This is a genomic window from Streptomyces pactum, from assembly GCF_002005225.1.
In the GTDB taxonomy this organism is placed as follows: Bacteria; Actinomycetota; Actinomycetes; order Streptomycetales; family Streptomycetaceae; genus Streptomyces; species Streptomyces pactum_A.
Genome location: NZ_CP019724.1, coordinates 1,871,158 through 1,894,425 on the forward strand (window position 1 = coordinate 1,871,158; position 23,268 = coordinate 1,894,425).

The 23,268-nt window shown below is 72.0% G+C and carries 28 protein-coding genes and 1 pseudogene; 18 read left to right on the top strand and 11 right to left on the bottom strand.

The window, feature by feature from the left end:
- Positions 1–114: 114 nt before the first annotated feature.
- The 3 genes from B1H29_RS07735 to B1H29_RS07745 are packed head-to-tail and all read right to left on the bottom strand — an operon-like array spanning position 115 to position 2,773.
- On the bottom strand, positions 115–774 hold the full coding sequence (locus tag B1H29_RS07735; RefSeq protein ID WP_055419536.1) for a response regulator: 660 nt from the start codon (positions 772–774) through the stop codon (positions 115–117).
- The gene (locus B1H29_RS07740; RefSeq protein WP_055419537.1) at positions 771–1,937 is read right to left on the bottom strand and encodes a sensor histidine kinase; all 1,167 of its coding nucleotides are present in this window, start codon (positions 1,935–1,937) and stop codon (positions 771–773) included. The genes B1H29_RS07735 and B1H29_RS07740 overlap by 4 nt, the downstream gene beginning before the upstream one ends.
- A complete protein-coding gene (locus B1H29_RS07745; protein ID WP_055419538.1) occupies positions 1,934–2,773 on the bottom strand; it encodes a CPBP family intramembrane glutamic endopeptidase in 840 nt (279 codons plus the stop codon). The genes B1H29_RS07740 and B1H29_RS07745 overlap by 4 nt, the downstream gene beginning before the upstream one ends.
- Before the next feature lie 159 nt (positions 2,774–2,932).
- Here B1H29_RS07745 and mmuM point away from each other — a divergent pair, with 159 nt between their 5' ends.
- From mmuM to B1H29_RS07775, 6 genes are all read left to right on the top strand, one after another.
- Positions 2,933–3,841, top strand: a complete 909-nt coding sequence (gene mmuM, locus B1H29_RS07750) for a homocysteine S-methyltransferase (protein ID WP_055419539.1) — start codon at positions 2,933–2,935, stop codon at positions 3,839–3,841.
- A gap of 217 nt (positions 3,842–4,058) precedes the next feature.
- Positions 4,059–4,997 (top strand): DUF4129 domain-containing protein, encoded by a 939-nt coding sequence (locus tag B1H29_RS07755; RefSeq protein WP_055419540.1) that lies wholly within the window; start codon positions 4,059–4,061, stop codon positions 4,995–4,997.
- Complete coding sequence (locus B1H29_RS07760) at positions 4,994–5,575, top strand: hypothetical protein (RefSeq protein ID WP_107095310.1); 582 nt, start codon at positions 4,994–4,996, stop codon at positions 5,573–5,575. Before B1H29_RS07755 ends, B1H29_RS07760 begins: the two co-directional genes overlap by 4 nt.
- Positions 5,565–6,566: an AAA family ATPase gene (locus B1H29_RS07765; protein ID WP_055419541.1), complete on the top strand. Its 1,002-nt coding sequence runs from the start codon at positions 5,565–5,567 to the stop codon at positions 6,564–6,566. The genes B1H29_RS07760 and B1H29_RS07765 overlap by 11 nt, the downstream gene beginning before the upstream one ends.
- The gene (locus B1H29_RS07770; RefSeq protein ID WP_055419542.1) at positions 6,563–7,909 is read left to right on the top strand and encodes a DUF58 domain-containing protein; all 1,347 of its coding nucleotides are present in this window, start codon (positions 6,563–6,565) and stop codon (positions 7,907–7,909) included. Before B1H29_RS07765 ends, B1H29_RS07770 begins: the two co-directional genes overlap by 4 nt.
- Positions 7,906–8,478: a hypothetical protein gene (locus B1H29_RS07775; RefSeq protein WP_055419543.1), complete on the top strand. Its 573-nt coding sequence runs from the start codon at positions 7,906–7,908 to the stop codon at positions 8,476–8,478. Before B1H29_RS07770 ends, B1H29_RS07775 begins: the two co-directional genes overlap by 4 nt.
- On the opposite strand, the gene B1H29_RS07780 is transcribed toward B1H29_RS07775, so the two are convergent.
- Positions 8,442–8,882: an ATP-binding protein gene (locus B1H29_RS07780; RefSeq protein WP_167392517.1), complete on the bottom strand. Its 441-nt coding sequence runs from the start codon at positions 8,880–8,882 to the stop codon at positions 8,442–8,444. The genes B1H29_RS07775 and B1H29_RS07780 overlap by 37 nt on opposite strands.
- Positions 8,883–8,994: 112 nt before the next feature.
- Between B1H29_RS07780 and B1H29_RS07785 the strand changes: the two genes are divergently transcribed.
- Together B1H29_RS07785 and B1H29_RS07790 are read left to right on the top strand one after the other, a co-directional pair.
- Positions 8,995–9,813, top strand: coding sequence for a helix-turn-helix domain-containing protein (locus B1H29_RS07785; RefSeq protein ID WP_055419953.1), 819 nt, complete (start codon positions 8,995–8,997; stop codon positions 9,811–9,813).
- Positions 9,810–9,983: a DUF397 domain-containing protein gene (locus B1H29_RS07790; protein WP_079160081.1), complete on the top strand. Its 174-nt coding sequence runs from the start codon at positions 9,810–9,812 to the stop codon at positions 9,981–9,983. The genes B1H29_RS07785 and B1H29_RS07790 overlap by 4 nt, the downstream gene beginning before the upstream one ends.
- On the opposite strand, the gene B1H29_RS07795 is transcribed toward B1H29_RS07790, so the two are convergent.
- On the bottom strand, positions 9,940–11,436 hold the full coding sequence (locus tag B1H29_RS07795) for a carboxylesterase/lipase family protein (RefSeq protein ID WP_055419544.1): 1,497 nt from the start codon (positions 11,434–11,436) through the stop codon (positions 9,940–9,942). The two genes, B1H29_RS07790 and B1H29_RS07795, sit on opposite strands and share 44 nt — an antisense overlap.
- Positions 11,437–11,583: 147 nt before the next feature.
- Between B1H29_RS07795 and B1H29_RS07800 the strand changes: the two genes are divergently transcribed.
- From B1H29_RS07800 to B1H29_RS07825, 6 genes are all read left to right on the top strand, one after another.
- Complete coding sequence (locus tag B1H29_RS07800) at positions 11,584–11,922, top strand: STAS domain-containing protein (protein WP_055419545.1); 339 nt, start codon at positions 11,584–11,586, stop codon at positions 11,920–11,922.
- Between the two features lie 127 nt (positions 11,923–12,049).
- Positions 12,050–13,132 carry a LacI family DNA-binding transcriptional regulator gene (locus B1H29_RS07805; RefSeq protein WP_055419546.1) on the top strand — a complete coding sequence of 361 codons (1,083 nt, stop codon included), beginning with the start codon at positions 12,050–12,052 and terminating at the stop codon, positions 13,130–13,132.
- 156 nt (positions 13,133–13,288) lie between these two features.
- A complete protein-coding gene (locus tag B1H29_RS07810) occupies positions 13,289–13,795 on the top strand; it encodes a hypothetical protein (RefSeq protein ID WP_199832378.1) in 507 nt (168 codons plus the stop codon).
- Positions 13,792–14,148 carry a transcriptional regulator gene (locus tag B1H29_RS07815; RefSeq protein ID WP_055419548.1) on the top strand — a complete coding sequence of 119 codons (357 nt, stop codon included), beginning with the start codon at positions 13,792–13,794 and terminating at the stop codon, positions 14,146–14,148. Before B1H29_RS07810 ends, B1H29_RS07815 begins: the two co-directional genes overlap by 4 nt.
- On the top strand, positions 14,145–15,077 hold the full coding sequence (locus B1H29_RS07820) for an ABC transporter ATP-binding protein (RefSeq protein WP_055419549.1): 933 nt from the start codon (positions 14,145–14,147) through the stop codon (positions 15,075–15,077). The genes B1H29_RS07815 and B1H29_RS07820 overlap by 4 nt, the downstream gene beginning before the upstream one ends.
- Positions 15,078–15,106: 29 nt before the next feature.
- Complete coding sequence (locus tag B1H29_RS07825) at positions 15,107–15,961, top strand: ABC transporter permease (protein WP_055419550.1); 855 nt, start codon at positions 15,107–15,109, stop codon at positions 15,959–15,961.
- 122 nt (positions 15,962–16,083) lie between these two features.
- Here the strand turns inward: B1H29_RS07825 and B1H29_RS07830 are convergent.
- The 3 genes and pseudogenes from B1H29_RS07830 to B1H29_RS07840 form a co-directional block, all read right to left on the bottom strand.
- A pseudogene (locus B1H29_RS07830) lies at positions 16,084–16,373 on the bottom strand (helix-turn-helix domain-containing protein); the annotation flags it as partial.
- A gap of 75 nt (positions 16,374–16,448) precedes the next feature.
- Positions 16,449–16,988, bottom strand: a complete 540-nt coding sequence (locus B1H29_RS07835) for a GNAT family N-acetyltransferase (RefSeq protein WP_055419955.1) — start codon at positions 16,986–16,988, stop codon at positions 16,449–16,451.
- A gap of 379 nt (positions 16,989–17,367) precedes the next feature.
- Positions 17,368–17,994: a TetR/AcrR family transcriptional regulator gene (locus B1H29_RS07840; protein ID WP_055419551.1), complete on the bottom strand. Its 627-nt coding sequence runs from the start codon at positions 17,992–17,994 to the stop codon at positions 17,368–17,370.
- A gap of 100 nt (positions 17,995–18,094) precedes the next feature.
- Between B1H29_RS07840 and B1H29_RS07845 the strand changes: the two genes are divergently transcribed.
- Positions 18,095–18,820, top strand: a complete 726-nt coding sequence (locus B1H29_RS07845; protein ID WP_234393067.1) for a YqeB family protein — start codon at positions 18,095–18,097, stop codon at positions 18,818–18,820.
- A gap of 254 nt (positions 18,821–19,074) precedes the next feature.
- Here B1H29_RS07845 and B1H29_RS07850 read toward each other — a convergent pair whose 3' ends face one another.
- Both B1H29_RS07850 and B1H29_RS07855 read right to left on the bottom strand, forming a co-directional pair.
- Entirely contained in the window at positions 19,075–19,851 is a 777-nt protein-coding gene (locus B1H29_RS07850) for a hypothetical protein (protein ID WP_159027794.1), read from the bottom strand.
- 123 nt (positions 19,852–19,974) lie between these two features.
- Entirely contained in the window at positions 19,975–20,301 is a 327-nt protein-coding gene (locus B1H29_RS07855; RefSeq protein ID WP_055419553.1) for a helix-turn-helix domain-containing protein, read from the bottom strand.
- Between the two features lie 476 nt (positions 20,302–20,777).
- Between B1H29_RS07855 and B1H29_RS07865 the strand changes: the two genes are divergently transcribed.
- Positions 20,778–21,041, top strand: coding sequence for a hypothetical protein (locus B1H29_RS07865; RefSeq protein ID WP_055419554.1), 264 nt, complete (start codon positions 20,778–20,780; stop codon positions 21,039–21,041).
- A 319-nt stretch (positions 21,042–21,360) separates the two neighbouring features.
- Positions 21,361–21,735 (top strand): hypothetical protein, encoded by a 375-nt coding sequence (locus B1H29_RS07870; RefSeq protein WP_055419555.1) that lies wholly within the window; start codon positions 21,361–21,363, stop codon positions 21,733–21,735.
- 222 nt (positions 21,736–21,957) lie between these two features.
- Here B1H29_RS07870 and B1H29_RS07875 read toward each other — a convergent pair whose 3' ends face one another.
- Positions 21,958–22,629: a hypothetical protein gene (locus tag B1H29_RS07875; protein ID WP_159027795.1), complete on the bottom strand. Its 672-nt coding sequence runs from the start codon at positions 22,627–22,629 to the stop codon at positions 21,958–21,960.
- Positions 22,630–22,682: 53 nt separating this feature from the next.
- On the opposite strand from B1H29_RS07875, the gene B1H29_RS07880 reads away from it, so the two are divergent.
- Positions 22,683–23,261, top strand: a complete 579-nt coding sequence (locus B1H29_RS07880; RefSeq protein WP_055419557.1) for a hypothetical protein — start codon at positions 22,683–22,685, stop codon at positions 23,259–23,261.
- The last annotated feature ends 7 nt before the right edge of the window (positions 23,262–23,268 follow it).

Consider the following 23,268-nt stretch of genomic DNA (forward strand, 5'->3'; position numbering starts at 1 on the left):
GTTCTCCACAGCCGTCCGGCATACCGAACACCATCTGTGATTACGAACGTCGAAAAGGTAAGGGGGTGACGGGGGAAGGTCAACGGGTCCGACGCCGCGGACCCGCACGGCGTGTCAGGTCACCAGGCCGTGCCGGTAGGCGTAGACGACGGCCTGGACCCGGTCGCGCAGGTCGAGCTTGGTGAGGATGCGGGAGACGAAGGTCTTGACGGTCTCGTGGCTGATGACGAGCGCCGCGGCGATCTCGCTGTTGGACAGCCCGTCCGCGATCAGGCGCAGGACCTCCAGTTCGCGGGGTGTCAGCGGGACGTCCGCCGCGCTGCCCTCGGCGGGCCGGATGCGGGCGGCGTACCGGCCCACGAGCCGCCGCGTCACGTCGGGGTCCAGCAGCGCCGCGCCCATGGCCACGGTCCGGATGCCGTGCAGCAGCCGGTCCGGCGGCGCGTCCTTGAGCAGGAACCCGCTCGCTCCCGCCCGCAGCGCCTCGTAGACGTACTCGTCCAGGTTGAAGGTCGTCACCACGAGCACCTTGACGGGGTGCCGCACCCCGGCACCGGCCAGCAGGCGGGTGGCCTCGATGCCGTCGAGCACCGGCATGCGGACGTCCATGACCACGACGTCCGGGCGCAGTTCGGCGGCCAGTTCCACCGCGCTCCGGCCGTCCCCGCACTCCCCCGCCACCGCCAGGTCGGGCTGCGCGTCGATGATCGTCGACAGCCCGGTGCGGATCAGCACCTGGTCGTCGCAGACCAGGACCCGGACCGGCGCGCTCATACCGGGCCGCCCGCGGGTATCCGCGCCCGTACGAGGAAGCCGCCGCCGGTCCCCCGGCCCGCGCTGAAGTCGCCGCCCAGGACGCCGACCCGTTCGCGCAGGCCCTCCAGTCCCCGGCCGCTGCCGCCGGGGGAACCGGCCCGCGAACCGGAACCGTCCGTGCCGACCTCCACGGTGATCTCCCTCTCCCCATGGCGGACCAGGACCGAGGTCCGGCCGCCGTGGTCGTACTTGAGCGCGTTGGTCAGGGCTTCCTGCACGACCCGGTAGGCCACCAGGTCGGCGCTGCCGGTCGAGGCGGGCGGAGTGCCCTCCTCGGTGAACTCCACGGGCTGCCCGGCCAGTCGCGTCTGCTCGACGAGCGTGAGCACCCGGCCGACGGGGGGCGTCCGGTCCTCGCCGCCGTGGCCGGTGCCGTAGTCGGGGTTGAGCAGGTCGAGCAGGTGCCGCAGGTCGGTGATGGCACGCCGGCCGGTGTCGCTGACGGCGGTCAGGGCCTGGTCGAGCCGGTCGGGCGCGGCGGTCAGGTACCGGGCCGCCTCGGACTGCACGACCATCGCCGTCACATGATGGGTGACGACGTCGTGCAGCTCGCGGGCGATGCGGGTGCGTTCGGCGGTACGGGCGTCCTCGGCGACGCGGCCGCGGCGCTCGGCCTCCGCGACCCGGGCGGAGCGCATCCACGCGCCGACGCCCCAGGTGAGGCCGAGCACCAGGTAGAACGTCACGAACTCGACCGCCGGGTCGCCGGGCCCCCGCCGGTGCAGCGCGACCGACAGGACCGCGAACGCCACGGAGCCGGCGACCAGGGTGGCGCGCCGGTACCGCTCCAGATACGACCCGGCGCTCAGCAGCGCGATGGGCAGCGCGGTGCCCGCGAAGAGGTGGTAGCCCCGCAGTTGGTCGAGGGAGAAGCCGCACGACACCAGGGCGAGGCAGACGAGCGGCCACCGCCGGCGCAGGGCGAGCGGGAGGCACTGCAGGACGCCCGCCACACCGGCCAGCGCGTCGACGGGCCGGGTCGGCAGACCGCCGACCTCCGTGCCGTTGCCGTGCAGCGCCGGCACCGCCGACGCCACGAGGAGCAGTATCCCGAGCGGGAGGTCCCGGACCGTGACGTCGAGCCGGTGCCACGACTCCAGGACACGCCGACGAACGATCACCGGGGCAGTTTAGCCGCGGAGTCGGCGCCCGCGGCCCGCCGGGAGCCGAAGGGCACGATGTTGCCGCGCCGGTGGGCCAGCCACAGGAAGACCAGGGTCAGGAGCGCCCCGAAGCCCACCGAGTACACGCTGCCCTCCGGCCCGAACGCGCCGCCGGTGAGCAGTTCCGGACCGGACGTGGAGGAGTCCAGCAGCCCCTGGTTGGCGCCGTTGCCGGAGACCTCGGTGCTGAAGACGCCGGCCGCGGCGAAGTTCCAGCCGAAGTGCACGCCGATCGTCAGCCAGAGGCTGCGGGTGGCGGCGTACGCGGCGGCGAGCATGAAGCCGGCCTCGATGGCGATGGCGAGGCCGCCCCACAGGGTCGCGTGCTCGTTGAGCAGGTGCGAGAGGCCGAACACGAGCCCGGTCAGCACCAGCGCGAGGTACGTGCCGGTGCGCTCCTCGACGATCCTGAACAGCACCCCGCGGTACACCACTTCCTCGGCCGCCGCGGCGGCGGCCATGAACCCGAGCAGCCCCAGCGCGCCCGTCACCGAGCCCAGGCCCTCGACGTCGTAGTGCCCGGAGGCGAAGAGGTTCACGATGACGGCCGCGAACATCCCCGCGCCGATCAGGACGCCCCAGCCGGTCTTGGCCACGGCGCCTTCCCGGGCCACGTCCAGGGCGGGCCGGTGCTCGGTCCGCCGCACCACCCACGCGTACACGAGCACGACCAGCGCGGCCGCCGTGAGACCGAGGACGAGCGTGAGCCAGTCGTTCTCCTTCACCGCGGTGACGGCTATGCCGCCCAGCGCGTAGATCGCCACGACGGCCAGGAACTGCCAGACAAACCTCACGGGAACCCCTCCTGCGGGCCGCGGCCGGTGTGCCGCGGGCTGCACCGGACGCTACGGATCCGGCGGCCGCAGGTCGTCACCTCACGGTGGACACCCGGCTGTAGCTCGCACGGGGGACAGGCCCTTCGCCGGGCGGGGGTCACTGACTACCCTCGCGCCATGACCAGCGACTTCGCCGACGCCCTCGTCTCCGGCCGCCCCCTCGTCCTCGACGGCGGCATGTCCAACCAACTGGAGTCGGCGGGCCACGACCTGAGCGACGGACTGTGGTCGGCGCGGCTGCTCGCCGAGGAGCCGGAGGCGATCGGCGAGGCGCACCTCGCCTACTTCGAGGCCGGCGCGGACGTGGCGATCACGGCGAGCTACCAGGCCACCTTCGAGGGCTTCGCCCGGCACGGGGTCGGGCGGCACGCGGCGTCGGAACTCATGGCGCTGAGTGTGGAGTCGGCGCGGGAGGCGGCCCGGCGCGCACGGACGGACCGCCGCTTGTGGGTGGCGGCGTCGGCGGGGCCCTACGGGGCGATGCTCGCGGACGGCTCCGAGTACCGGGGCCGGTACGGGCTCGGTGCCGGGGAGCTGGAGCGTTTCCACCGGCCCCGCCTGGAGGTCCTGGCCGCCGCCCGGCCCGACGTCCTCGCGCTGGAGACGGTCCCCGACACCGAGGAGGCGGCGGCGCTGCTGCGGGCGGTGCGCCACCTGGGCGTGCCGGCCTGGCTGTCGTACACCGTCGCGGGCGACCGCACCCGCGCCGGCCAGCCGCTGGAGGAGGCCTTCGCCCTGGCCGCGGACGCCGACGAGGTGATCGCGGTGGGCGTGAACTGCTGCGCCCCCGAGGACGTGGCGGGCGCGGTCGAGACGGCCGCCCGGGTCACCGGCAAACCGGTCGTCGTCTACCCCAACAGCGGGGAGGCCTGGGACGCCGAGGCACGGGCGTGGCGGGGGCGTTCCTCGTTCGCCGCCGGGGAGGTACGGGGCTGGCGGGCGGCCGGGGCGCGCCTGGTCGGCGGGTGCTGCCGGGTGGGGCCGGAGGCGATCAGGTCGGTCGCTGCGGCGCTGACACCGGGGTGACCGGTGGCCGCGGGGGCGCGGGGCCGCGAGGCCGCGAGGCCGCGAGGTCGCGAGGTCGCGGGGCTGCGGGGCCGCGAGGTCGCGGGGCCGCGGGGCCGCGGGGCCGCGGGGCCGCGGGGCCGCGGGGCCGCGAGCCGTGCCGTAGGCCGTCGGTGCGGCATGTGCCAAGATTGCGGTGAACTGGCGTTCGGGGGCGACGGGTTCAGCAGGGGGCGGCATGGAACAGGGGGGACGGGCGAGGCGGCGCGTGGTGCCCGGGGCGGTGGTCGCCGTCTCGGTGGTCGGGGCGCTGGCCGTCGCCGCGCTCGCGCTGCGGCCCGCGGAGGGACTGCTGCACTCCGGCAAGGGGCCGCTGGGCCACTGGGGCATCGTCGCCATCGGATCGTCCGTCGCCTGGGCGGTCGGAGTCATGACGGCCGTCAAGCGCCTTCGCCCCCGGTTCGACACCTACCGTGCCGCGCTGCCACCGGGCGAGGAACGGCTGCGGGAGATCGCCGCGCCGCTGCTGCTCGTCGGGGCGGGTGCCATCGGCGTCCTGGCGCTGGTCCTGCACCGGTTCTCGCGCGGCAGCCCACAATCCACCCCACCGCCGATCACCCCGGTCCCGGCCCCCACCCGGCCGGATCCGGGCAGGCCGCTGCCCAGTGCGGACTCTGGGGATCCGGCGCACCCTTGGTCCCTGCCGCTGTACCTCGTCCTCGGCCTGCTGGCCGCGGTCGTCGTCGTGGTCGTCACGGTGGCCGTGGTGCGACGGCTGCGACGGCTCGGACTCAGGGTGCCGCAGCGCCCCGGCCTCCCGGGCAGCGTGACGGAGGACGACGACGCGCGCCTGCTCCTGTCCGCCGTGCGGTCGGGCCGCCGCGCGCTGGCCGCCACCGGTGACGCCCGTGCGGCCGTCATCGCCTGCTACGCCGGGATGGAGGACGCCCTCGTCGCGTCCGGCGTGCCGCGGCACGTCTCCGACAGCCCCGCCGATCTGCTCACCCGCGCCGTCGACGCGGGCCTCGCGCCCGGCCCGGCCGCACCACGCCTCACCGCCTTGTTCCGCGAGGCCCGCTATTCCTCGCACCCGATGGACGCCTCGCACCGCGGGGCCGCGGCCGGCGCCCTGGAGGACATCGCCTCGCTGCTCCGGGACCGGGAGGGCGCGCGGTGAACCGGCCGGCCGAAGAGGCTCCGGGAGGGGACCTGCTCACCCTGGGCCGGCTCGGGCTGTTCGGCGGCGCGGTCGCCGGCTCCGGTGTCCTGCTCGTCCTGCTCCTCGACGGCGCCGAGGCGGCCGGAGCCCTCCTGACCCTGCTCGTCGTCGTGGCGCTGATCGTCTCCCGGTACGTCGCCGGGGCGGGCGCCTTCGACTCCGGACGCCGGGACGAGGTGCGGCTGCTGCGGACGCGGGCGCCGGGTATGGGCGAGTGGCGACGGAACGTGGGGACCGCGACCGGACCGGACGGCGCCCTCTACTACCGTGCGGTCCTCCGGCCCGAGCTGCGCCGTCTATACGCCGCCGCGCTCGCCGAGCACCACCACGTCTCGCTCGACCAGCAGCCCGGGCGGGCAGCCGAGTTGATCGGCCCCGAGCTGTGGCCGTGGCTCGGCCCCGAGCCGCCGCGGACCGGGCCCGACGGCGAGGTTCCCGTCGACGTGCTGCGCCGCCTCGTCGACCGGCTCGAAACGCTCGGCGCACCCCGCACTCGTACCCCCGCACCGGTAAGGAACAAGCGACGTGACGACTGACCCCACGCCCCGGCTCCGCACCGCCGAACAGGTCGGCGAGCAGGCCGGCGCCGTACTGCGCGAGATAGGCCGTGCCGTGGTCGGCAAGCCGGACGCCCTCGAACTGGTGATGCTGGGCGTACTGGCCGGCGGCCACGTCCTCGTGGAGGACCTGCCGGGGCTCGGCAAGACGCTCCTCGCGCGGTCCTTCGCCACCACGCTCGGCCTGGACTTCCGCCGCATCCAGTTCACGCCCGACCTGCTGCCCTCCGACGTCACCGGAACGCCGCTGTACGACCAGCGCACCGGTGAGATGGTCTTCCACCCCGGCCCGGTCTTCACCCACCTCCTGCTCGCCGACGAGATCAACCGGACGCCGCCCAAGACCCAGGCCGCGCTGCTGGAGGCGATGGCCGAGTCGCAGGTGACCGTGGACGGCGAGACCCGACCGCTCGCCGACCCGTTCCTGGTCGTCGCGACGGCCAACCCGGTGGAGTACGAGGGCACCTACTCCCTGCCCGAGGCCCAGCTCGACCGGTTCCAGCTACGCGTCCGGATGGGCTATCTGACCGCCCGCCAGGAGCTGGCGATGCTGCGGGCCCGCATCGACCGGGCCGCGCCCGAGGCCGTGCTCGACAGGCTCGCGGGGCCGAAGGACGTCGTGGCGTGGCGGGCCGTCGTGGAGCGCGTGGAGATCGACGACGACCTGCTGGAGTACGCCGTCGCGCTCGTCGGCGCGACCCGCGACCATCCTCAGATCAGCATCGGCGCCTCGCCGCGCGGCGGACTCGCCCTGGTCCAGCTCGCCCGCGCCCGCGCCGTGCTGGACGGCCGCGACTTCGTCGTCCCGGAGGACGTCAAGGCCCTCGCGGTGCCCGCGCTGGCCCACCGGGTCTCGCTCCGGCCGGAGTTGTGGGTACGCGAGGTGTCCACGGACGATGTGCTCCGCGAGATCGTCGGCAGTGTCGGCACGCCGACGACGCGGCGTACGGCCGCCGCCGTGTCGTCGTGACCGCGCCCGCTCCCGTGCCGCCGCCGAACGCCGCCGTGGTCCGCGCCCTGGAGGGGCGCACCTCCCCGGCGCAGCCGCCGCCCCCGCCGCCCGGCGGGCCGCGCCCGGGCGAGCGGACGCTGCGCCTGCTGACCGTCGCCGCCGTCGCGCTGTCCGCCGCACTGCTCACCGGGCGGGCGTGGCTGCTGGCGCTCGCGGCGGCGCCGCTGGTGCTGCTCGCGCTGGCGCTGCCCCGCGCCCAAGCCCGGCGCGTCGAGACGTCGGTGGCCGTCGAACCGGGCCGCTGCTTCGAGGGCGACACCGTCACCGTCCGCGTCTCGGTGGCCCACGACGGGGACGCCGTCCGCCTCGACCCCGGCGTCACGCTCGGCCCGGGACTGCGGCTCGACGAGGTCGTCGTCGGCCCGTCCACGGTGACGCTGCGCCACACCGCGCTGCACTGGGGCCGCTGGTCGCTCGGGCCGGTGGACCTCGACGTGTACGACGCCGGGGGCACCGTGCGCCGCACCGTGCGCGTCGCGGCGGCGGAGGTGTCCGTGTTCCCGCGCGCCACGCAGGCGAGGTTCACGCCGATCCCGGCACGGCTGCCGCAGCGGCTCGGCGAGCACGCCTCGCCGCAGGCCGGAGAGGGCGTCGAGGTCATCGGAGTGGGCCCCTGGGTGCCGGGGGAACGGCAGCGGCGCATCCACTGGCCGTCGACGACCCGGCGCGGGTCGGTGCAACTGCACCGGTTCGCGGCCGAGCGGGCCGCCGACACGGTGATGCTGCTCGACGCGTTCGGGGACGTCGTCGACCCGGTGACCGGGCTGTCGTCCCTGGACGAGACGGTGCGGGCCGCCACCGGGCTCGCCCGGGCCTACCTGCGCACCCACGACCGGGTGGGGGTCGTCTCGACCGGGGGCACCACACGCTGGCTGGCGCCGGGCACCGGGGACGCGGCGTTCTACCGCATCGTGGAGAGCGTCCTCGACGTCCGCAGGGACCGGCGGTTCGACGCCTCCGGCCTCGAACGGGTGCCGCCGCCCGCGCTGCCGGAGGGAGCGCTCGTGTACGTGTTCACCCCGCTGAGTGACGCGCGGGTGCTGAAGGTACTGCGGGACCTTCAGGCGCGGGGGCGCCGCCCGGTCGTCGTGGAGATCCCGAGCGGGGACCCGCGGGTCGAGCCCGGGGACACGGCGGGCGAGCTGGGGCTGCGGCTGTGGCACGCGGAGCGGGACGCGATGCGCTTCGCCCTGCGGGACAGCGGGGTGCCGGTGCTGCGGCACGTCGTGGGTGAGTCGTTGGACCTGGCGTTGGCGCCGCTGCGGTCGGGGCGGGTCGGCGGGAGGGGGCGCGCGGGATGACGGTGCTCGACGCACGGGCCGGCCTTCGGGAGTACCTGGCGTACTGGGTCGGCACCCTGCCGGTCCGTCTGCTCGGAGCGGCGTCCGTCGTGATGGCGTGGCGGCCGTGGGCGACGGTGAGCGGTGGGCCGGGTGCGGTCGTGTTCGGATGCGCGGTCGCCCTCGCGCTGTGGGCGGCGCCGTCGCTGGACCGACGGCCGTCGCTGGAGTCCGCACGGTGGTCCCACCTCCTGCTGCGGCAGCGGACGACGGTGCTGGCGGGGAGTGTCGTGGTGATCGCGGCGTCCGGTGATCCGGCCTGGTGGGAGGGCGCCTGCGTGATCGGGCTGCTGGTCGCCTACCTGGTGATGAGTGAGACGTGGCCCTGGAGGTGGGGACGCGGGGCCGCACGCGTGTGGGCGGAGGCGATCGCGGCCTGCGCCGGGGCCGGCGTGGTGCTGACCGCCTCGGTGGTTCCGGTGAGCGGTGCCGGCTTCGGGCTGGGGCGCGTGATCGCCGCCGGGGTGGTGGTGGGTGTCGCCGTCGGCGTCGCTCAGGTGACGGGTGCTCGGCGGTGGGGCGGGAAGTAGGCGCCGCCCAGCTCGCACCACACCGTCTTGCCGGGATTCCGCTCCGCCACGCCCCACTTGTCCGCCAGCTCCGAGACCAGCAGCAGTCCGCGTCCGCCCTCCCCGGGCTCGCGTACGTCCGTCCGCGGCACCGCCGGTACGCCGTCCCCGCTGTCGTGCACCTCGACGCGGACGCCGTCGCCGTACGGCAGCAGGCGCAGCAGGAAGCCCCGGCCGGGCGGCACGCCGTGCACCAGGGCGTTGGTCGCCAGTTCGCTGACGCACAGCACCACGTCGTCCGCGCGCTCGCGCATGCCCCACGCGTCGAGCGCCTCGCGCGCGAACGCCCTCGCGGCGGGGACCGACCGGCGTTCCCGGCGGTAGAGGCGTTCACGCGGGGACGGGGGTTGAGTTTCCTTGTTCACGTGACGATGGTCACGCTCCGTGGTCATGATGAGACAGAACGCGCTGCCGTACAGCAGGTCTGTACGGGCGCGCGAGGGTGAACGTACGCGCACGGCTGGGGAGTTCGACCTCATGGGCACGACGACACGGAGGAACGCCTCCGCGATGAAGATGGTGGGGGCGCTGCTCGCCCTCTACCGCCAGGCGGCCGGACACACGCAGCGGTCACTGGGCGAGAGGTTCGTCATCGGCGAGCAGCAGATCGCGTCGATCGAGCAGGGCAGGCGGCCGCTGAAGCCGGATCTCGCCGAGCAGCTCGACGAACTCCTTGAGACAAAAGGGGCGTTGTCGGTTGCGTTGAGCAGGATGCCGGAAGTGGATCTGGTTCCGTTGTGGGCGGAGGAGTACATCGACAGGGAGCGGGAGGCCTTCGCGATCTCGTGGTATGAGGGTTTGGCCATTCCCGGTCTGCTGCAAACAGAGGCCTACGCCCAAGCCGTCTTCCGGAGCCGGGTACCGGTCTATGACGACGACTCGATCGCGCAGTTGGTCGCTGGTCGCATCGACCGTCAATCAATTCTTCACCGCAAAGTGCCGCCCACCGTGAGCTTCGTCATCTGGGAGGCCGCGCTGCGAGACCACTTGGGCGGACGCGACGTATACGTCGAGCAGGTTCGGAAGCTGCGGGAGCACGTCGACGTACCTGGAATCACCCTCCAGGTCCTGCCACTCGGCCGAACCTCCCACGCCGGACTCGATGGCCCGTTCATCCTGCTCGAAACACCCGAATACCAGCGGCTCGCCTACATGGAAACTCAGCGGGGCAGCCAGTTGATCGCCGATCCCGATGGGGTGGGGATCCTGACCCAGAAGTATGCGATGCTGCGAACGCAGGCCCTCAACACCGAGGAGACGAGGGCCATGTTGGATCGTCTTCTGGGAGAAGCATGAGCGGCACCGAACTCAAGTGGTTCAAGTCCAGCTACAGCGGAAGCGAAGGCGGCGCCTGCGTAGAAGTCGCCATCCAACCCACCACCATCCACATCCGCGACTCCAAAACAACCGTCGGCGACACCATCACCGTCGAACCAGCCGCCTGGACCGCATTCCTCGCATGGTGACGTCGGCCTCCCACAGGTCGAACTCGGCGTCACGCGGCCCGTACTCCACGTACGGGGCGCCGTCCCCGAACACTCGCACGGGATGCGTGGCGTCCCACGCCGTCCAGCCCGGGTCCCCGCACTCCGCGAACCGCACCCACGCCCCGTGCATCGCGTCGGCCAGCTCCTGGGGAGCACCCTCCCCCGCGAGCCTGCGGGAATCGGGCGTGTCCCCGGAGTCGAAGACGAAGCCCAGTTCCAGGGCGTGGCAGGCGCCGAGGCCGGGCAGGCCCGACGGCCAGGCGAACTCGTAGACGTAGGACGAACCCGGCCGCGCGTCGGCCAGGCGGTGCATCGGGATGCGGAGCAGGTGGTCGGTGACCAACTGGCCGACGGTCTCGGCGGCACCGGCGTGCACGGCGCGGTAGCCGCGTACGACCTCGTTGCCGCAGTGGACGCGGGCGCGCGCGCCGGCGAGGGCGACGGCGCCGAGCCGGTCGACGCGTTCGAGGAGACCGCCGGGCACCAGCCACAGCCGGTACTCGTCACGGGTCCAGCCCATCATCAGGTCGACACCGGGTGCCGCCCCGCCCTCGACGAGCGCCTCCAGCGGATCGCGGGGAAGCACGTCCCCGTCGACGACGATGCCGAAGGCGGGTCCGCCGAGTACGGGACTGCTGAACCTGCCCACCTCGGCCTGGGCGCGCAGCAGCTCGTCGCGGTCGGCGGCGGCGAAGGCCTCCGCGGTGGCGGGGATCTTCAGGCGCGAGGCCATGCGGCGGACCATCCGCCGCACCTTGTCGCGCTCGGCGGCCTCCGGGGCGCCGCTCTGCAGCACGGCCCGCCGGAAGAGGCCCTGGGCCCGCGGGGCGGCGAGGAGGGCGCCGGTGCTGATGGCTCCGGCGGACTGGCCGGCGAGGGTGACCCGGTCGGGGTCGCCGCCGAAGGCGGCGATCGACTCGCGCACCCACTCCAGGGCGGCGAGCTGGTCGCGCAGGCCGGCGTTGGCGGGGGCGTCCGGGAACAGTCCGTAGCCCTCGACGCCCAGCCGGTAGTTGATCGACACGCAGACCACGCCGTCCCGGGCGAAGGTGCGGCCGTCGTAGACGGGCACGGCGGACGAGCCCCTGGTCAGTGCGCCGCCGTGCAGCCAGACCAGGACCGGCAGGCGGGCGTGGGGGCCCGGCTCCGGGGTCCAGACGTTGAGGTTGAGGCAGTCCTCGCCGGGGATCGCCGGGTCGGAGAGGTACCGGGCGAAGGCCTCGGAGTACGGCGGTTTCGGCGCCGTGGGGCCGAAGGAGCCCGCGTCGCGTACGCCGTCCCAGGGCTCGGGCGGCTCGGGCGGCCGGAACCGGCGGGGCCCGAAGGGGGGCGCCGCGTACGGGATACCCCGGAACACGGCGGTCCCGTGCTCGTACCTGCCGCGCACCGCCCCGTACGGCGTACTGACCACGGGTCTCTTCCGGTCTGCCATGACGCGCTCACCAGCCCTTCGCCGCACTGATGCACTGCTCATGCCACAGCGGTACGGCGAGCGGATCTATTCCGGACGTCCGGCTCGACGCGGCTGAGGGACAATGGAGCACACGCACGTCCGCCATGTGCCGCTGAGGAGGCCGTCGTGACCGTCGACCCTCATCGCCCGAGCCAGTCCGCCCCCGTGAGGATCGCCGAGGCCGACGGGCAGCACGCCGTGCTGGCCTTCTCCGGCAACCTGGACGCTCCCGCGCTGCGCGTGCTGGAGGAGCTCCTCCTCGACCACCGCCTGCGGCAGCCCGGCACGTGGACCCTGGAGATGAGCGACCTGCACCACATCGACCTGGCCTGCGCCTACGCGCTGCTGCGGGCGGTCACCCGGGTCCCGGAGCCGGCCGACATCACCGTCCGCGGGGCCCGCCCGGCCGTGCACCGGACCCTCCACCACGCCGGCCTCGACGCCGTCGCCGCCTTCGCGGACTGACCGGGCCCGGGGCCGCCCGCCGCGCGGCCCCTCGCTTCCCGCGTCTTCCCGCCGTGACGCGGCACACCTAGGATAGGAAGCGCTTTCTATCCCCGGGCCCCGGGCGGGCCGGAGAGGTGGTTGACCGATGGGCCGTACGGCGAGTGCGAGCACGTCGGCCGGGCCGACGCTGGCGGTGGTGGCCCGGGAGGCGGGGGTCTCGGTGCCGACCGCGTCCAAGGTGGTCAACGGGCGTGAGGACGTGGCGCCCGAGACCCGCCGCCGCGTCACGGAGGCCCTGGACCGGCTCGGCTATGTGCGCAGACCCCGCTTCGACGCCACGCACGCGCCCCGGCTGGTCGACCTCATCGTGCACTCCCTGGAGAGCTCCTGGTCGGGCGCGGTGCTGCACGGGGTGGAGGAGGCGGCGTACGACGCGGGGCTCGAGGTCGTGGTCTCGGCCGGCCTGGACCGCCCCCGGTCCGGCGCCGGGGCCGGGGAGCGGCCGCGGCCGGAGCGCGGCCGACTGGACCGGCTGGTCGCGCGCGGTTCGTCCGGAGTGCTGTTCAACCTGGCCGAACTGACCGCCGCCCAGTACGCCTGGCTGGAGCGCCACCGCATCCCCTTCGTGATGATCGACCCGGCGGAGGAACCGCCCCCGGGCGTGGTGTCCGTGGGCGCGGCCAACTGGCGGGGCGGGGTGACGGCGGCCGAGCACCTGTTGAGCCTGGGGCACGAACGGATCGCCGTCATCGCCGGCCGGCGGCGCATGCCGGGCAGCGGCGCGCGGGTCGCCGGCTACCGCTCCGCCCTGGCCTCGGCGGGCCTGCGCCATCGCCCCGAGTACGTCCGCCACGCCGGCTTCGACCGGGCCGCGGCCCGGCGCCGCACGCGGGAGCTGCTGGACCTGCCGGTCCCGCCCACGGCCGTGTTCGTCTGCTCGGACGTGATGACCCTCGGCGTGTACGAGGCTCTGGCCGAACGGGGCCTGAAGGTGCCGGACGACGTGAGCGTGGTCGGCTTCGACGACCTGCCCGAGGCCCGCTGGGCCACCCCGGCCCTGACCACGGTGCGGCAGCCCCTCTCCGAGATGGCCGCCACCGCCCTGCGCCTGCTGCTGCGCATGATGGACGGCGACCGCCCGGAGAGCACTCGCACGGAGCTCTCGACCCGCCTGGTGGAACGCGCGAGCACGGCGCCGCCGCGCACCACCCGGGCCCTCGGCCGGTGACCGCGACCGCGTCCCGGCCCCCGGGCCCCCGGGCCCCCGGGCCCGCTGGCCCGCTCGGCCCGCTCGGTCGTGAGCAGCGCCCGACTTGCCTTCCGGGAAAGCCGGGGATAACTTTCCTCTCAGGAAAGTGAAGGCTGCGGCTAGGAGACGACGAGCGTGAGCACACCGGTGGACGCCGAACAGGCATGGCGGGACCTGCAGCGCATCCGTGTACCGCAGGAGCGGGTGTACGACGAGTTCGAGCGGTCCGCGTCCGGCGGCCCCGGCGCGACCTACGCCACGGCCGCGCTCATGTGGCTCTTCCTGGCCGGCATGGGACTGGACCTGCCCCGGTGGGGCTCCTGGCTGTGCCTCGCCACGTATGTGGCGCTGCTGAGCGCGCTGGCCGTGAGGTACAGCCGCAGGAGCCGGATGCGACTGCACCACTCCCGCGCCAACTGGCGGCTGCTCGCGTCGTTCGTCGCCGGGGCGGTGGTGACCGGCGGGACCGTCCTGCTCTCCGGCCACCTGGTCGAGTCGCTGGAGCCGGTGTACGCCGGTCTCGTCCAGGCCACGGTGTCCACGGCCGTGTTCATCGTGTTCACCGGGCCGACGACCCGCTGGGCGGCCGGCTCCTTGCGCGGCAGCGGCGAACCGACGGTCCGCGAGGGGGCGGGACGATGAGCATCCCCAGCGGCTTCGACGAGCTGATCCACCCCGCCACCCGGCTCTCGGTGGTCTCGCTGCTCGCCGCCACCGAGTGGGCGGACTTCGCCTTCGTCCGCGACAGCCTCTCGCTCAGCGACTCCGCGCTCTCCAAACAACTGCACACCCTGGAAGAGGCCGGATACCTGGAGATCCGCAAGGAGGGCGGCGGCCGCAAGCGGCGCACGAGGGTACGGCTGACGGAGCGTGGCCGCACCGCCTTCGAGGGGCATGTGGCGGCGCTCCGGGCGATCGTCGAGGGCGCCGCCGGGCCGACGGCGGAGACCGGGACGGCACCACGGCGGCAGCAGCCTTCGGAGGCAACCCGATGACGCGGCCCGCATCCGCCCAGCCCGTGATCCGGGCACGCGATCTGACCATGGCGTACGGCGCCGTCGACGTTCTGCGTGGCATCGATCTGGACGTCCACCGCGGCGAGGTTTTCGCCCTGCTCGGGCCCAACGGGGCCGGGAAGACCACCACCGTCGAGATCCTGGAGGGCTTCCGGCAGCGCTCCGCCGGGGAGGTCCGCGTCCTCGGCGCGGACCCGGAGCGGGGCGACGACGCCTGGCGCGGGCGGATCGGTCTGGTCCTGCAGGCCTGGCGCGACCACCCGCGCTGGCGGGTGGCCGAGCTCGTGACGCACTTCGCGACGTACTACCCCGACCCGCGCGACCCGGCCGAACTGCTGGCCCTGGTCGGCCTCACCGGCCAGGCCGACCGGCAGGTGAACCGGCTGTCCGGCGGCCAGCGCCGGCGGCTGGACGTCGCGCTCGGCATCGTCGGCCGCCCCGAACTCCTCTTCCTGGACGAGCCGACCACCGGCTTCGACCCCGAGGCGCGGCGCGAGTTCCACCTCCTGGTCGAACGGCTGGCCCGCGAGGAAGACGTCACCGTCCTGCTCACCACGCACGACCTGGTGGAGGCCGAACGGCTCGCCGACCGCATCGCGATGCTGGTCGGCGGCCGGATCCGGGCCTGCGGCACCCCGGCGGAGCTGGCCCGCCGGGCCGCCGCCCGGGCCGAGGTCCGCTGGACGGCCGACGACGGGACGCCCCGTCGCGAACGCACCGAGGACCCCTCGCGCCTGGTCTGGGAACTCCACCAGGACGCGACCGGCCCGATCGCCGGCCTGGAGGTCCGCCGCCCGACGCTGGAGGACACCTACCTGCACATGGTGCACCGGGAGGCGGACGGCACGGACGAGGGCACGGACGAGGGCGCGGACGGGGCCGTCGACGAGGAGGCACAGGCCGCATGAGGGGAGGACGGGAAACAGGGGGAACACACATGACGTCGAAGCGTCTGCGCGCCGGGTTCCAGCGCGGCGGCATCGAACTGCGGCACCTGCTGCGCAATCCCAAGGAGATGTCCGGCCATCTGAGCAACGTGGTCGTCGCTCTGCTGATCGCCGCCTACATCAGCGACGACGTGCCCGGCACCGAGACCCCGATGGCCCACCTGGTGCTGGCGGGCTTCGCCGCCTACCTGCTGTTCCAGATCGGGCTGATCAACCTCCCGCAGATACTCGTGACCGAGCGGGAGGAGGGCGCCCTGCTGCGGCTGCGCGCGACGCCCGGCGGGATACCGGCCTACCTCGTCGCCAAGTGCCTGCTGGTGGTCGCCGTGGCGGCCGGCACCCTGGCCCTGCTCCTGGCGGCCGCCGCGCTGCTGGTGGACGGGCCGCTGCCGCGCGGGCCGGGCGACTGGCTGACGCTGCTGTGGGTCACCGCGCTCGGACTGCTCGCCGTCGTGCCGCTGGGCGCGGCCATCGGCGCCGTGCTGCCCAACCCGCGCGAGGCACTGGCGTTGATCATGCTGCCCACGATGGCGCTGCTGCTGACCTCCGGAGCGGTATTCCCGCTCACCTCGCTGCCGGTGCCGGTCCAGCAGGTGGCCTCCGTCTTCCCGCTCAAGTGGATGGCGCAGGGTTTGCGTTCGGCGCTGCTGCCGGACTCCGCACGGGCCGCCGAGGCGGCGGGTTCCTGGGAGCTGCCCATGGTCGCCCTGGTACTGGCCGCCTGGGCCGTCCTCGGCTTCCTCCTCGCGGTCCCGCTCCTGCGCCGCGCCGCCCGCCGCGAGTCCGGCTCCCGCCTGTCGGCACGCCACCGCAAGGCGGCCCGGAGCGGGGCGCTGTCCGCGTAGGCGGGCCCGTCACCCGCGAGCGGAACCAACGGCGGGCCTGCACGGAACGATTCGGTCCGACACGGACCGAGATGAGACCTGCAAACGGCCGAGGGAGGGGTGTCTGCGCTTGTTGCTGCTATCGGTCTGCGGGTGAACCCGGCTTCGTCCTCGAAGCAGATGTAGCCCCCGCAAGCCGCCCGGGCTCTTTCACCTCCGCCCCGGTCGCCTCCTTCCACGCGGTCACGGCCCTCTCGTCGCGTTCGGCGACCCGCCGGGCGGGAGCCTGCGGGCTGAAGCCGAGCCGGTGTATCAGCCGCGTCGCACCCGAGACGCTGTAGGAGACGTGGAACTTCCGGCCGATCAGCGTGGCCACCCTCGATGCGGTCCACACCTGGTCCTCCACCCAGCCGTGCGCGGCCGGGCCCTGCTCCGGCTGACCGTCACCGATCATCGGGCCCGCCGACCTGACGGTCGGCGGGCGCACAACGCGACTTCGTCCATAAGTTCAAGCGGACGGCGCGACCGGGAACCGCAAGCCGAGCCACTGCTCGGCGTCCCAGGCTTGGAACCGCTCTACCTCGGTGAACCCCAGCTTTGCGGCGAGGCGCATCGAGCCGACGTTGGCGGTCTGGGTGGCGAGCACCACCGGCTCGCCGGGAAGGACGCCGTCGAACCAATCGAGTGCCGCCGTGCACGCCTCGGCGGCATACCCGAATCCCCACGCCCGTGGCAGGAACAGGTAACCGAGATCAACCTTCCCCGCAGCAGCCGGACGAAGATGCTCCGTTGCCCTCCTGAGCAAGATCTGGCCGATCATCGCCCCGTCGAGATCAACGACGAAACTCCCCGGCCACCGCTCGGGCACCCCGGGTATCTCGCGCTCAAGCGCGTCACCCGGCCGGGGGCCGCCGAGATAGGTGTGCACCTCTGGCGACGCCAGCAGCTCGATAAACGCCGTACGGTCCCGGGCCTCGGGCTCTCGGAGCACGAGCCGCTCAGTCTTGATCGGGGCAGGCGGCCAGGCGTCGGATCCGAATTCGGTCATGCCGACCAACCAATCAACAGGCTCGGCAACGATCAAGGCTCACGGACCGATCAAGCCAACGGTCCGGACCCCACACTCCAACGGGGGCCGTGCAGGCCCGTCCCGGCCCATCCGCCAGTCACAGGGGCATAGCCAAAAACCGGAGATTTCGGTAATCGAGGGCCGCTCTTCACTCCCCATCTTCCCCAGACAGTTCAAAGACCAAGCAAGTGGGGCGAGGAGCAGCCCCGGCCGATTTCAAAGGCTTCCATCAGCCCTGCCGCTGGCTTTCCTCGAAGCGGCCTCCGTGGGCTACCTGAGCGATGCCGACTGGGACCTGCTCGACGAGGACTGGCTGGAGCAGGCTCTGGCCTACTGCGCGAAACCCGGGAGTGCCCGTTCATCGCTCCGGTTCCTCGTGTGTGTGGGGTCGCAGGAAGCGATGGAGGATCAGGCGCAGGGTGGGGAGCTGGGCGTCCGGGGTGAAGGACGGGTCGGTGGCGGCGCTGGTGTAGAGAGCGGCGATGAGTGCCATGATCCAGGCTGCGGTGTCGTCGGGGTCCAGGGTGGGGTCGATCTGGCCTGCTGCGGCCGAGTCGTGCAGCAGGCCGGTGATGGTGGCCCGTTCCTCATCGTTGTCACGGCTCAGCAGTGCTTCGAGTTCGGGGTCGCGGTAAGCCTGGATCATCGCCTCCATGACGAGGGCGGGGACCAGCGGCTCCGCGGCGGGGGCGGCGAGGAGGTCGACGATGTCGAGGAGGGCGGTCCACGGGTCGTCGGCGGTGCGGGCAGCGGCGAGACGCTCGGCCTTGGCGGCGCTGTCGTGCTCCTCGTCCTCGAAGACGGCGTGGAAGATCGCGCGCTTGTTGGGGAAGTAGTGGAACAGGTTGCCCGCGCTCATGCCGGCGGCCTTGCAGATCTCTGCCGTGGTGGTGCGCTCGAAACCTTTGGCGGCGAAGAGTTCGGCCGCAGTGTTGACGATGTGCCGGCGCCGTGCCTGGCGCCTGGCTGGGTCGACTGTCCTCATCGGGGCCTCTCTCTGGTCAACTCTCGACTCTGGTCTTGGATGGGTATTGATAGACTGAGCGCTCGGTCTATTATTACGCGAGTTGGAGACGAGAGGGAACATGAACATGCGCAAGGGAGCCGGGCGGGAGTCGCAAGGAAGCCGGCTCACCGTGCTTCGACAGCCGACTTTGAGCACTGTGTGTGTCTATTTCTTATTCATGCTGGTGGGGGCGGGTGTCGGCTGGCTGGTCGGCCTTCTGGCCGACTGGCTGGTGACGCTTCCCTGGGCACCGCTACAGGGACCGGCCGAGCTCGTTGCGTCGATCCCCGCTCCGTGGTTGCCCGCCGCGGGTTCGGTGGCTGGGCTGGCCCTTGGGCTTGTTGCTCAGCACGAGCAGTTGGTGATTCGCCTGTCGGATGACCGCGTTGTGCTCACCTGCAAGGGACGTGCGCAGGAGTTCTCACGTGACGCCATCGCCGCAGTGCTCCGGGACGGCAAGCAACTCGTCCTGCTCGGCCACGACTGCGGCGAGCTCACCCGGCAAGAGTGTGACCTGGACGTCGGCCGCGTTGCCGGCGCATTTACCGAGCACCGTTACGTGTGGGCGGATGCCGATCCGCACAAGGATGAGTTCCGCCGCTGGGTCCCTGACACTCCTGGCCTCCCGGAGGGTGCGAACGCCATCCTCAAAGCCCGCCAGGAGTCGTTGGAGAAGAAGAGTTCCTCGGACGACGACGTTCAAGAGCTCCGGGAGGAACTGGCCCGTCTCGGCGTCGTCGTGAGAGACGAAAAGCGACGTCAGCACTGGAGGACGTTCCGGAAGTCAGGTCCGGCCGTGGAATGAATGACGGTGAGATCGGCTGGACCGCGTCCCTCGGTGAAACCGAATCTGGTGTCACCGTGTGTGGTCGCCAGGGGCGTACCGGCTCCAGGTTCCGCCAGCCAGTGACCAGGCGGGTGGCGGTCTTGTCGTGGTAACCGAGGGCCTTCGCGATGACGGGGCCGGGGCCTGGAGGATGAGTTGGCGGATCGCGGAGGTCCTGCCGCGCTGTGGTGGGACGCCGATCTCCCGCAGGTGGGCTTGGAGGCTGACCGGGTTCATCGGCTGGCCGGGCTGGCGTCCGGGGAAGAGCCACCGTGAGCTTCTGCTGCTGGCGTAGGGCAGGTGTCGGCAGGACTGGACGTATGCCCGCATGAGGCCGGCGACGGGCTCCGGAAGTGGGGAGGGCGGGTCTCCCAGTCGGACGGTGACGGTGGTCCCATCGTCGAAAGGGCGAGGCGGGGCATTCGACTCGTCTTCATGCACCAGCGTAGGAACGTCTGGGCCGGGCGGCGGGTGGCCGGCTTCTCGGTGTGCCAGGCGTCGAGGTCGGCCTGCTGGACGGTGGCGAGCCGTTCGGCCAGCCAGCGCTGATAGAGCAGGATTCGACGGTCGACGCGTGGCAGGACACCGCTGTCCATCAGCAAGTCACGCAGGTGGACGACGGTTCGCCAGGGTGTCTCCTGGTGCAGCCCGTCGTGGGTGAGCGGGATGCTGCCGGCGGCCAGGCCCCGGAGGAGTCGGACGACATTGGGGTTGCGGAGCCAGATCAGGCGGCTCTTGGGCCGGTCCATCTCCAACAGGGAGGTGACCAGTGGTTGCAGCGAAGTGGCAACGTGACCTGTGCCGTCGTCGAGGAGTCGGCCGAGGGTGTTGGCGAGGGTGCAGCGTTCGCAGAGGCGTCCGCCGAGGAGAAACCCTTCGAAGCCGCAGCGGTCGCAGAAGAAGTCGCGGGTGATGCCCGCGCAGTCGCGGCAGACCGGCGTGCCGGTCGCTTCCCGGCCGGGCAGCAGTCGGTCGGCTCGGCTGCCGGGGCAGCAGCCACGGACAAGCATGGCCCGGTTGTAGCAGGTTCGGCAGATCGGACCGTCCGACCACTCGGCGGACTTCGAGGCCCGACGGCCGCAGCGTGCGCAGTCGCGGATTATCCACCGCTCGTACTCCTCCGGCGTCACCGCTCACCCCTCCGGCGTCAGCCGGACCCGTGTGGGTCGCCGGGCGGCCAGGTTGATCGGCGCTTCCTCTCCGGCCGCCCGGCGGGCCGGGAGGTTCTGGGCCGAGGTGGCGATCAGGTCGGTGGGCGTGCAGTCGAGGATGTCGCAGAGGGCGGCCAGCACCGGCAGGGACAGCCGTTCCGGCGTGCCGGAGACCAGGCGGCGGACCTGGGAGGAGGACAGCGTGATGCCGCGTTCGTTCAGGTGTGGCATCAGTTCGGCGACGGTGAACATGCCGCGGGCGGCCATCAGCTCGCGCAGGCGCCATCGATAGCTGATCTGGCGTGGCACCAGGAGAACCTTCCCGGCCTCGAGCGGCCTCGATGGTGGCGTCCAGAACGCGTCGCAGGGAGCGGGTGCGGAAGCCGGAGGAGACGCAGGTGTAGATCGCGGTGGTGGAGGCGTGGTCGTGGCCGACCTGCTGCTGGACGAACAGCGGGTCGTGGCCGTCCTCATCAGATGCGACTCGGTACTGGTGGGCTCTCGTATTCAACTGTCGCGAGTTCGCCGGGGACTCCAACCGGCTCGTGACGATGCGTGATCGCGAACGGCGTCCGGTTTCAAGGCCGGTTGGTCTCCTTCACCGACCACTGCCAGGACCGTCGAGCAGCGGACAGGGTGCCCGCAGCGCCCCACCCTACGGCCGCACCATCGGCGGCGGAGGCTCCCGCACCCGGTGACGTACGTCCGTGAACGCCCCACCCACGACGTGTCGCCCTGCGATCATTGATCCATCTTTGAGTGAGCGACACGAATTGAGGAGCACCATGGCGTGGGCCTACGCGGAACTGGCCAAGGAAGCAGCCAAGCGCGGCGGTCCCACCGCGCTGCGCGCCTTCTACACCGGGCGGGGCATCATCATCGGCGGCGCCATCACCAGCGCCTCCATCGCGGGGACCGTCGCCTACGACAAGTGGAGCAAACGCCGCACCGCTGACGCTGCCGAAACGGCGTCCGACGCTACAACGGATACTCCGCCCGCTGGCGACACCCGGAGCGGGCAACCTGCCGATAGCTCCCGTACGGACTGACTCCTGCAGTGAGCGAACAGCTACCCAGCGTACTGGTGGGCTCGCGTATTTAAACTGTCGCCAGTTCTCCGAGGAGTCCGACCGACAAGTGACCCGGTGTGATCGCCAACGACGTATCGGCATCAGGTCGCGCCGGTCTGTGAGGCGCCGAGCGCCTCGACGAGAGCCTGGCCGCCATTGAGTACCCCCCACCAGCACTCAACGACGGCAGCGTCGTCGACGGCTGGTCGCGCCGTTCGGCATGATGTGTCTGATGCTCCGTCTGGGGCCACTGAGGTGGGGGAACGTGCGAAGAACACTGGTATTCACGATGGGTGCGATGCTGCTCGCGGCTGGATGCTCCAACGGCCAGTCCAGCAGCGCGGCCAAGACGGAGGACCCGTCGGCGGCTGCGGTCGAGGACTCGCCGGCGCAGGGCTGCACACGCGACGTGCTTGCCGCCCTGGCGCTCAAGTGGCGGGAGGACAAGGCGCCGCTCGATCAGGATGACAAGAAGCTGCTCCAGGCGTTCATGGACGCCAACACGGTCGAGAACACCCCGCAGTACCAAATCTTTATCGACCACTACGCCGCAGGTACAGTTCCGATCGCCCTGGCCGCTGCTCAGGGCACGGACCAGGAAGAGGCCATCACGGAACAGCTCGGCACCGAAAGCGAAGGCGTCGAGGCGGACTGCGCCGCAGCCGCCGGGTAACGGCGGTCTACTGGTGAGCTCGCGTATTCAACTGTCGACAGTTCCCCGAGGAACCCAGCCCACTGGTGACCGTGTGTGATCTCCAACGGCGTATCGACTCCGGGTGAGCTGCTTGTGCTGGTCCGGGGCCGGTGGCGTTCAGCGGCGCTCGGCGAGGACCTGCCGCCGGGGTCCTCCGGCGTCGCCGGGACCGCTTGGGCCTCGACCCCGGGCAGCCGTCATTCAGCGGTACTGCTCCGGAATTTCCATCTCGTCTGAACCGTCGGAGATGTACTCCACCCCCGGGTTCGCGACCTCGGCAACGACGATCCAGGGTCTATGCCCCTCCACTTCGCAGACCGCGTGCAGGCGCAGTTTCGCCTCCCAGTACCCGTCCACCCAGTCTCCCGGGTCTTGGAACCAGCTCGGCGGCTCGGAGTTATCCATCTGCCGGTGCACGAAGTTGCCGCGCTCCAGGCTCCGGATAATGCTCTGGCGGCCGGGCGCGGCAACCCCGTCGACCCCGGGGCTGAACCGGGCGGGCCCCCAGATCACCGACGGCAGCTCCGTACGCATAGCTTCGTCGTAATGCGGTCTGGCTGAGTGATCCCGTCCGGCCTCGTCGCGCACGGTGATGGTGATTGTGTCGAGGTGATCCAGGCCGACCGGGCCGGCGAGTGTGGTGGTGAGCCTCAGGCGGTTGGAGCCCACGCGGATCAGGCTGAAGGTCAGCTTAGGAGTCAACTCGCGGTGCCAGCGGTCTCGTTCGATCTGCGCCACCTCTCGCGCGGTGTCAGCCGAGTCCGCAGCGGCCGCCGCCGCTTTGCGGGTCGTCCAGTACGCCATGACCGCGGCGACCACCACCCCGACCGCGGTAACAATGGCACCGAACGCCGTCCAGTCGTCAGTGTTCATGGCGCCGGACCGTAGCAGCAGCGGCGGCCGCACCCGGCCGCTAGGTTCTCCACATGGACTCAGGAGACTGGATCGCTCTGATCGCGGTCGTTGTGTCGGTCGGCGCCGCCTTCATCAGCGCATGGCAGGCCCGGATCGCTCGCACATCCGCAGATGGTCAGATGGAGATGGCCAAGCGGGTGCGCCGCGAACAAAACGAGCCCTACGTCGTCGTCGACATCGAGCCCTACCAGCCAGGCTCCCCAGCCATGGTCCTGGTCATTGAGAACATAGGCCCCACAGTAGCCAGAAACGTGCGGATCAGTTGCGACCCGCCGATCATCTCAAATTGGGGCGATGACCTGACCGCAACCCTGCAACAGATCATGTCGCAGCTCATCTCAGCGCTGCCTCCCCGAAGGCGCCTCGTCTATCTCTTCGACGACCACGACCGGTGGCGTACCGACCTCCCGACCGCCTACACGTTCACTGTTCAATGCGATGGTCCTGAAGGCGCAGTGGAGGCGCTGGAGTACATGATCGATTTCGGGTTCTGGGGGGATTCGCTGATTGGCGAGCGGCCTACCAAGCGGCTGGAGGAGGAGCTAGACAGCATCAGCACCGTGCTAGGCAAGCTGACCGACAGTTACTGACTTCGGC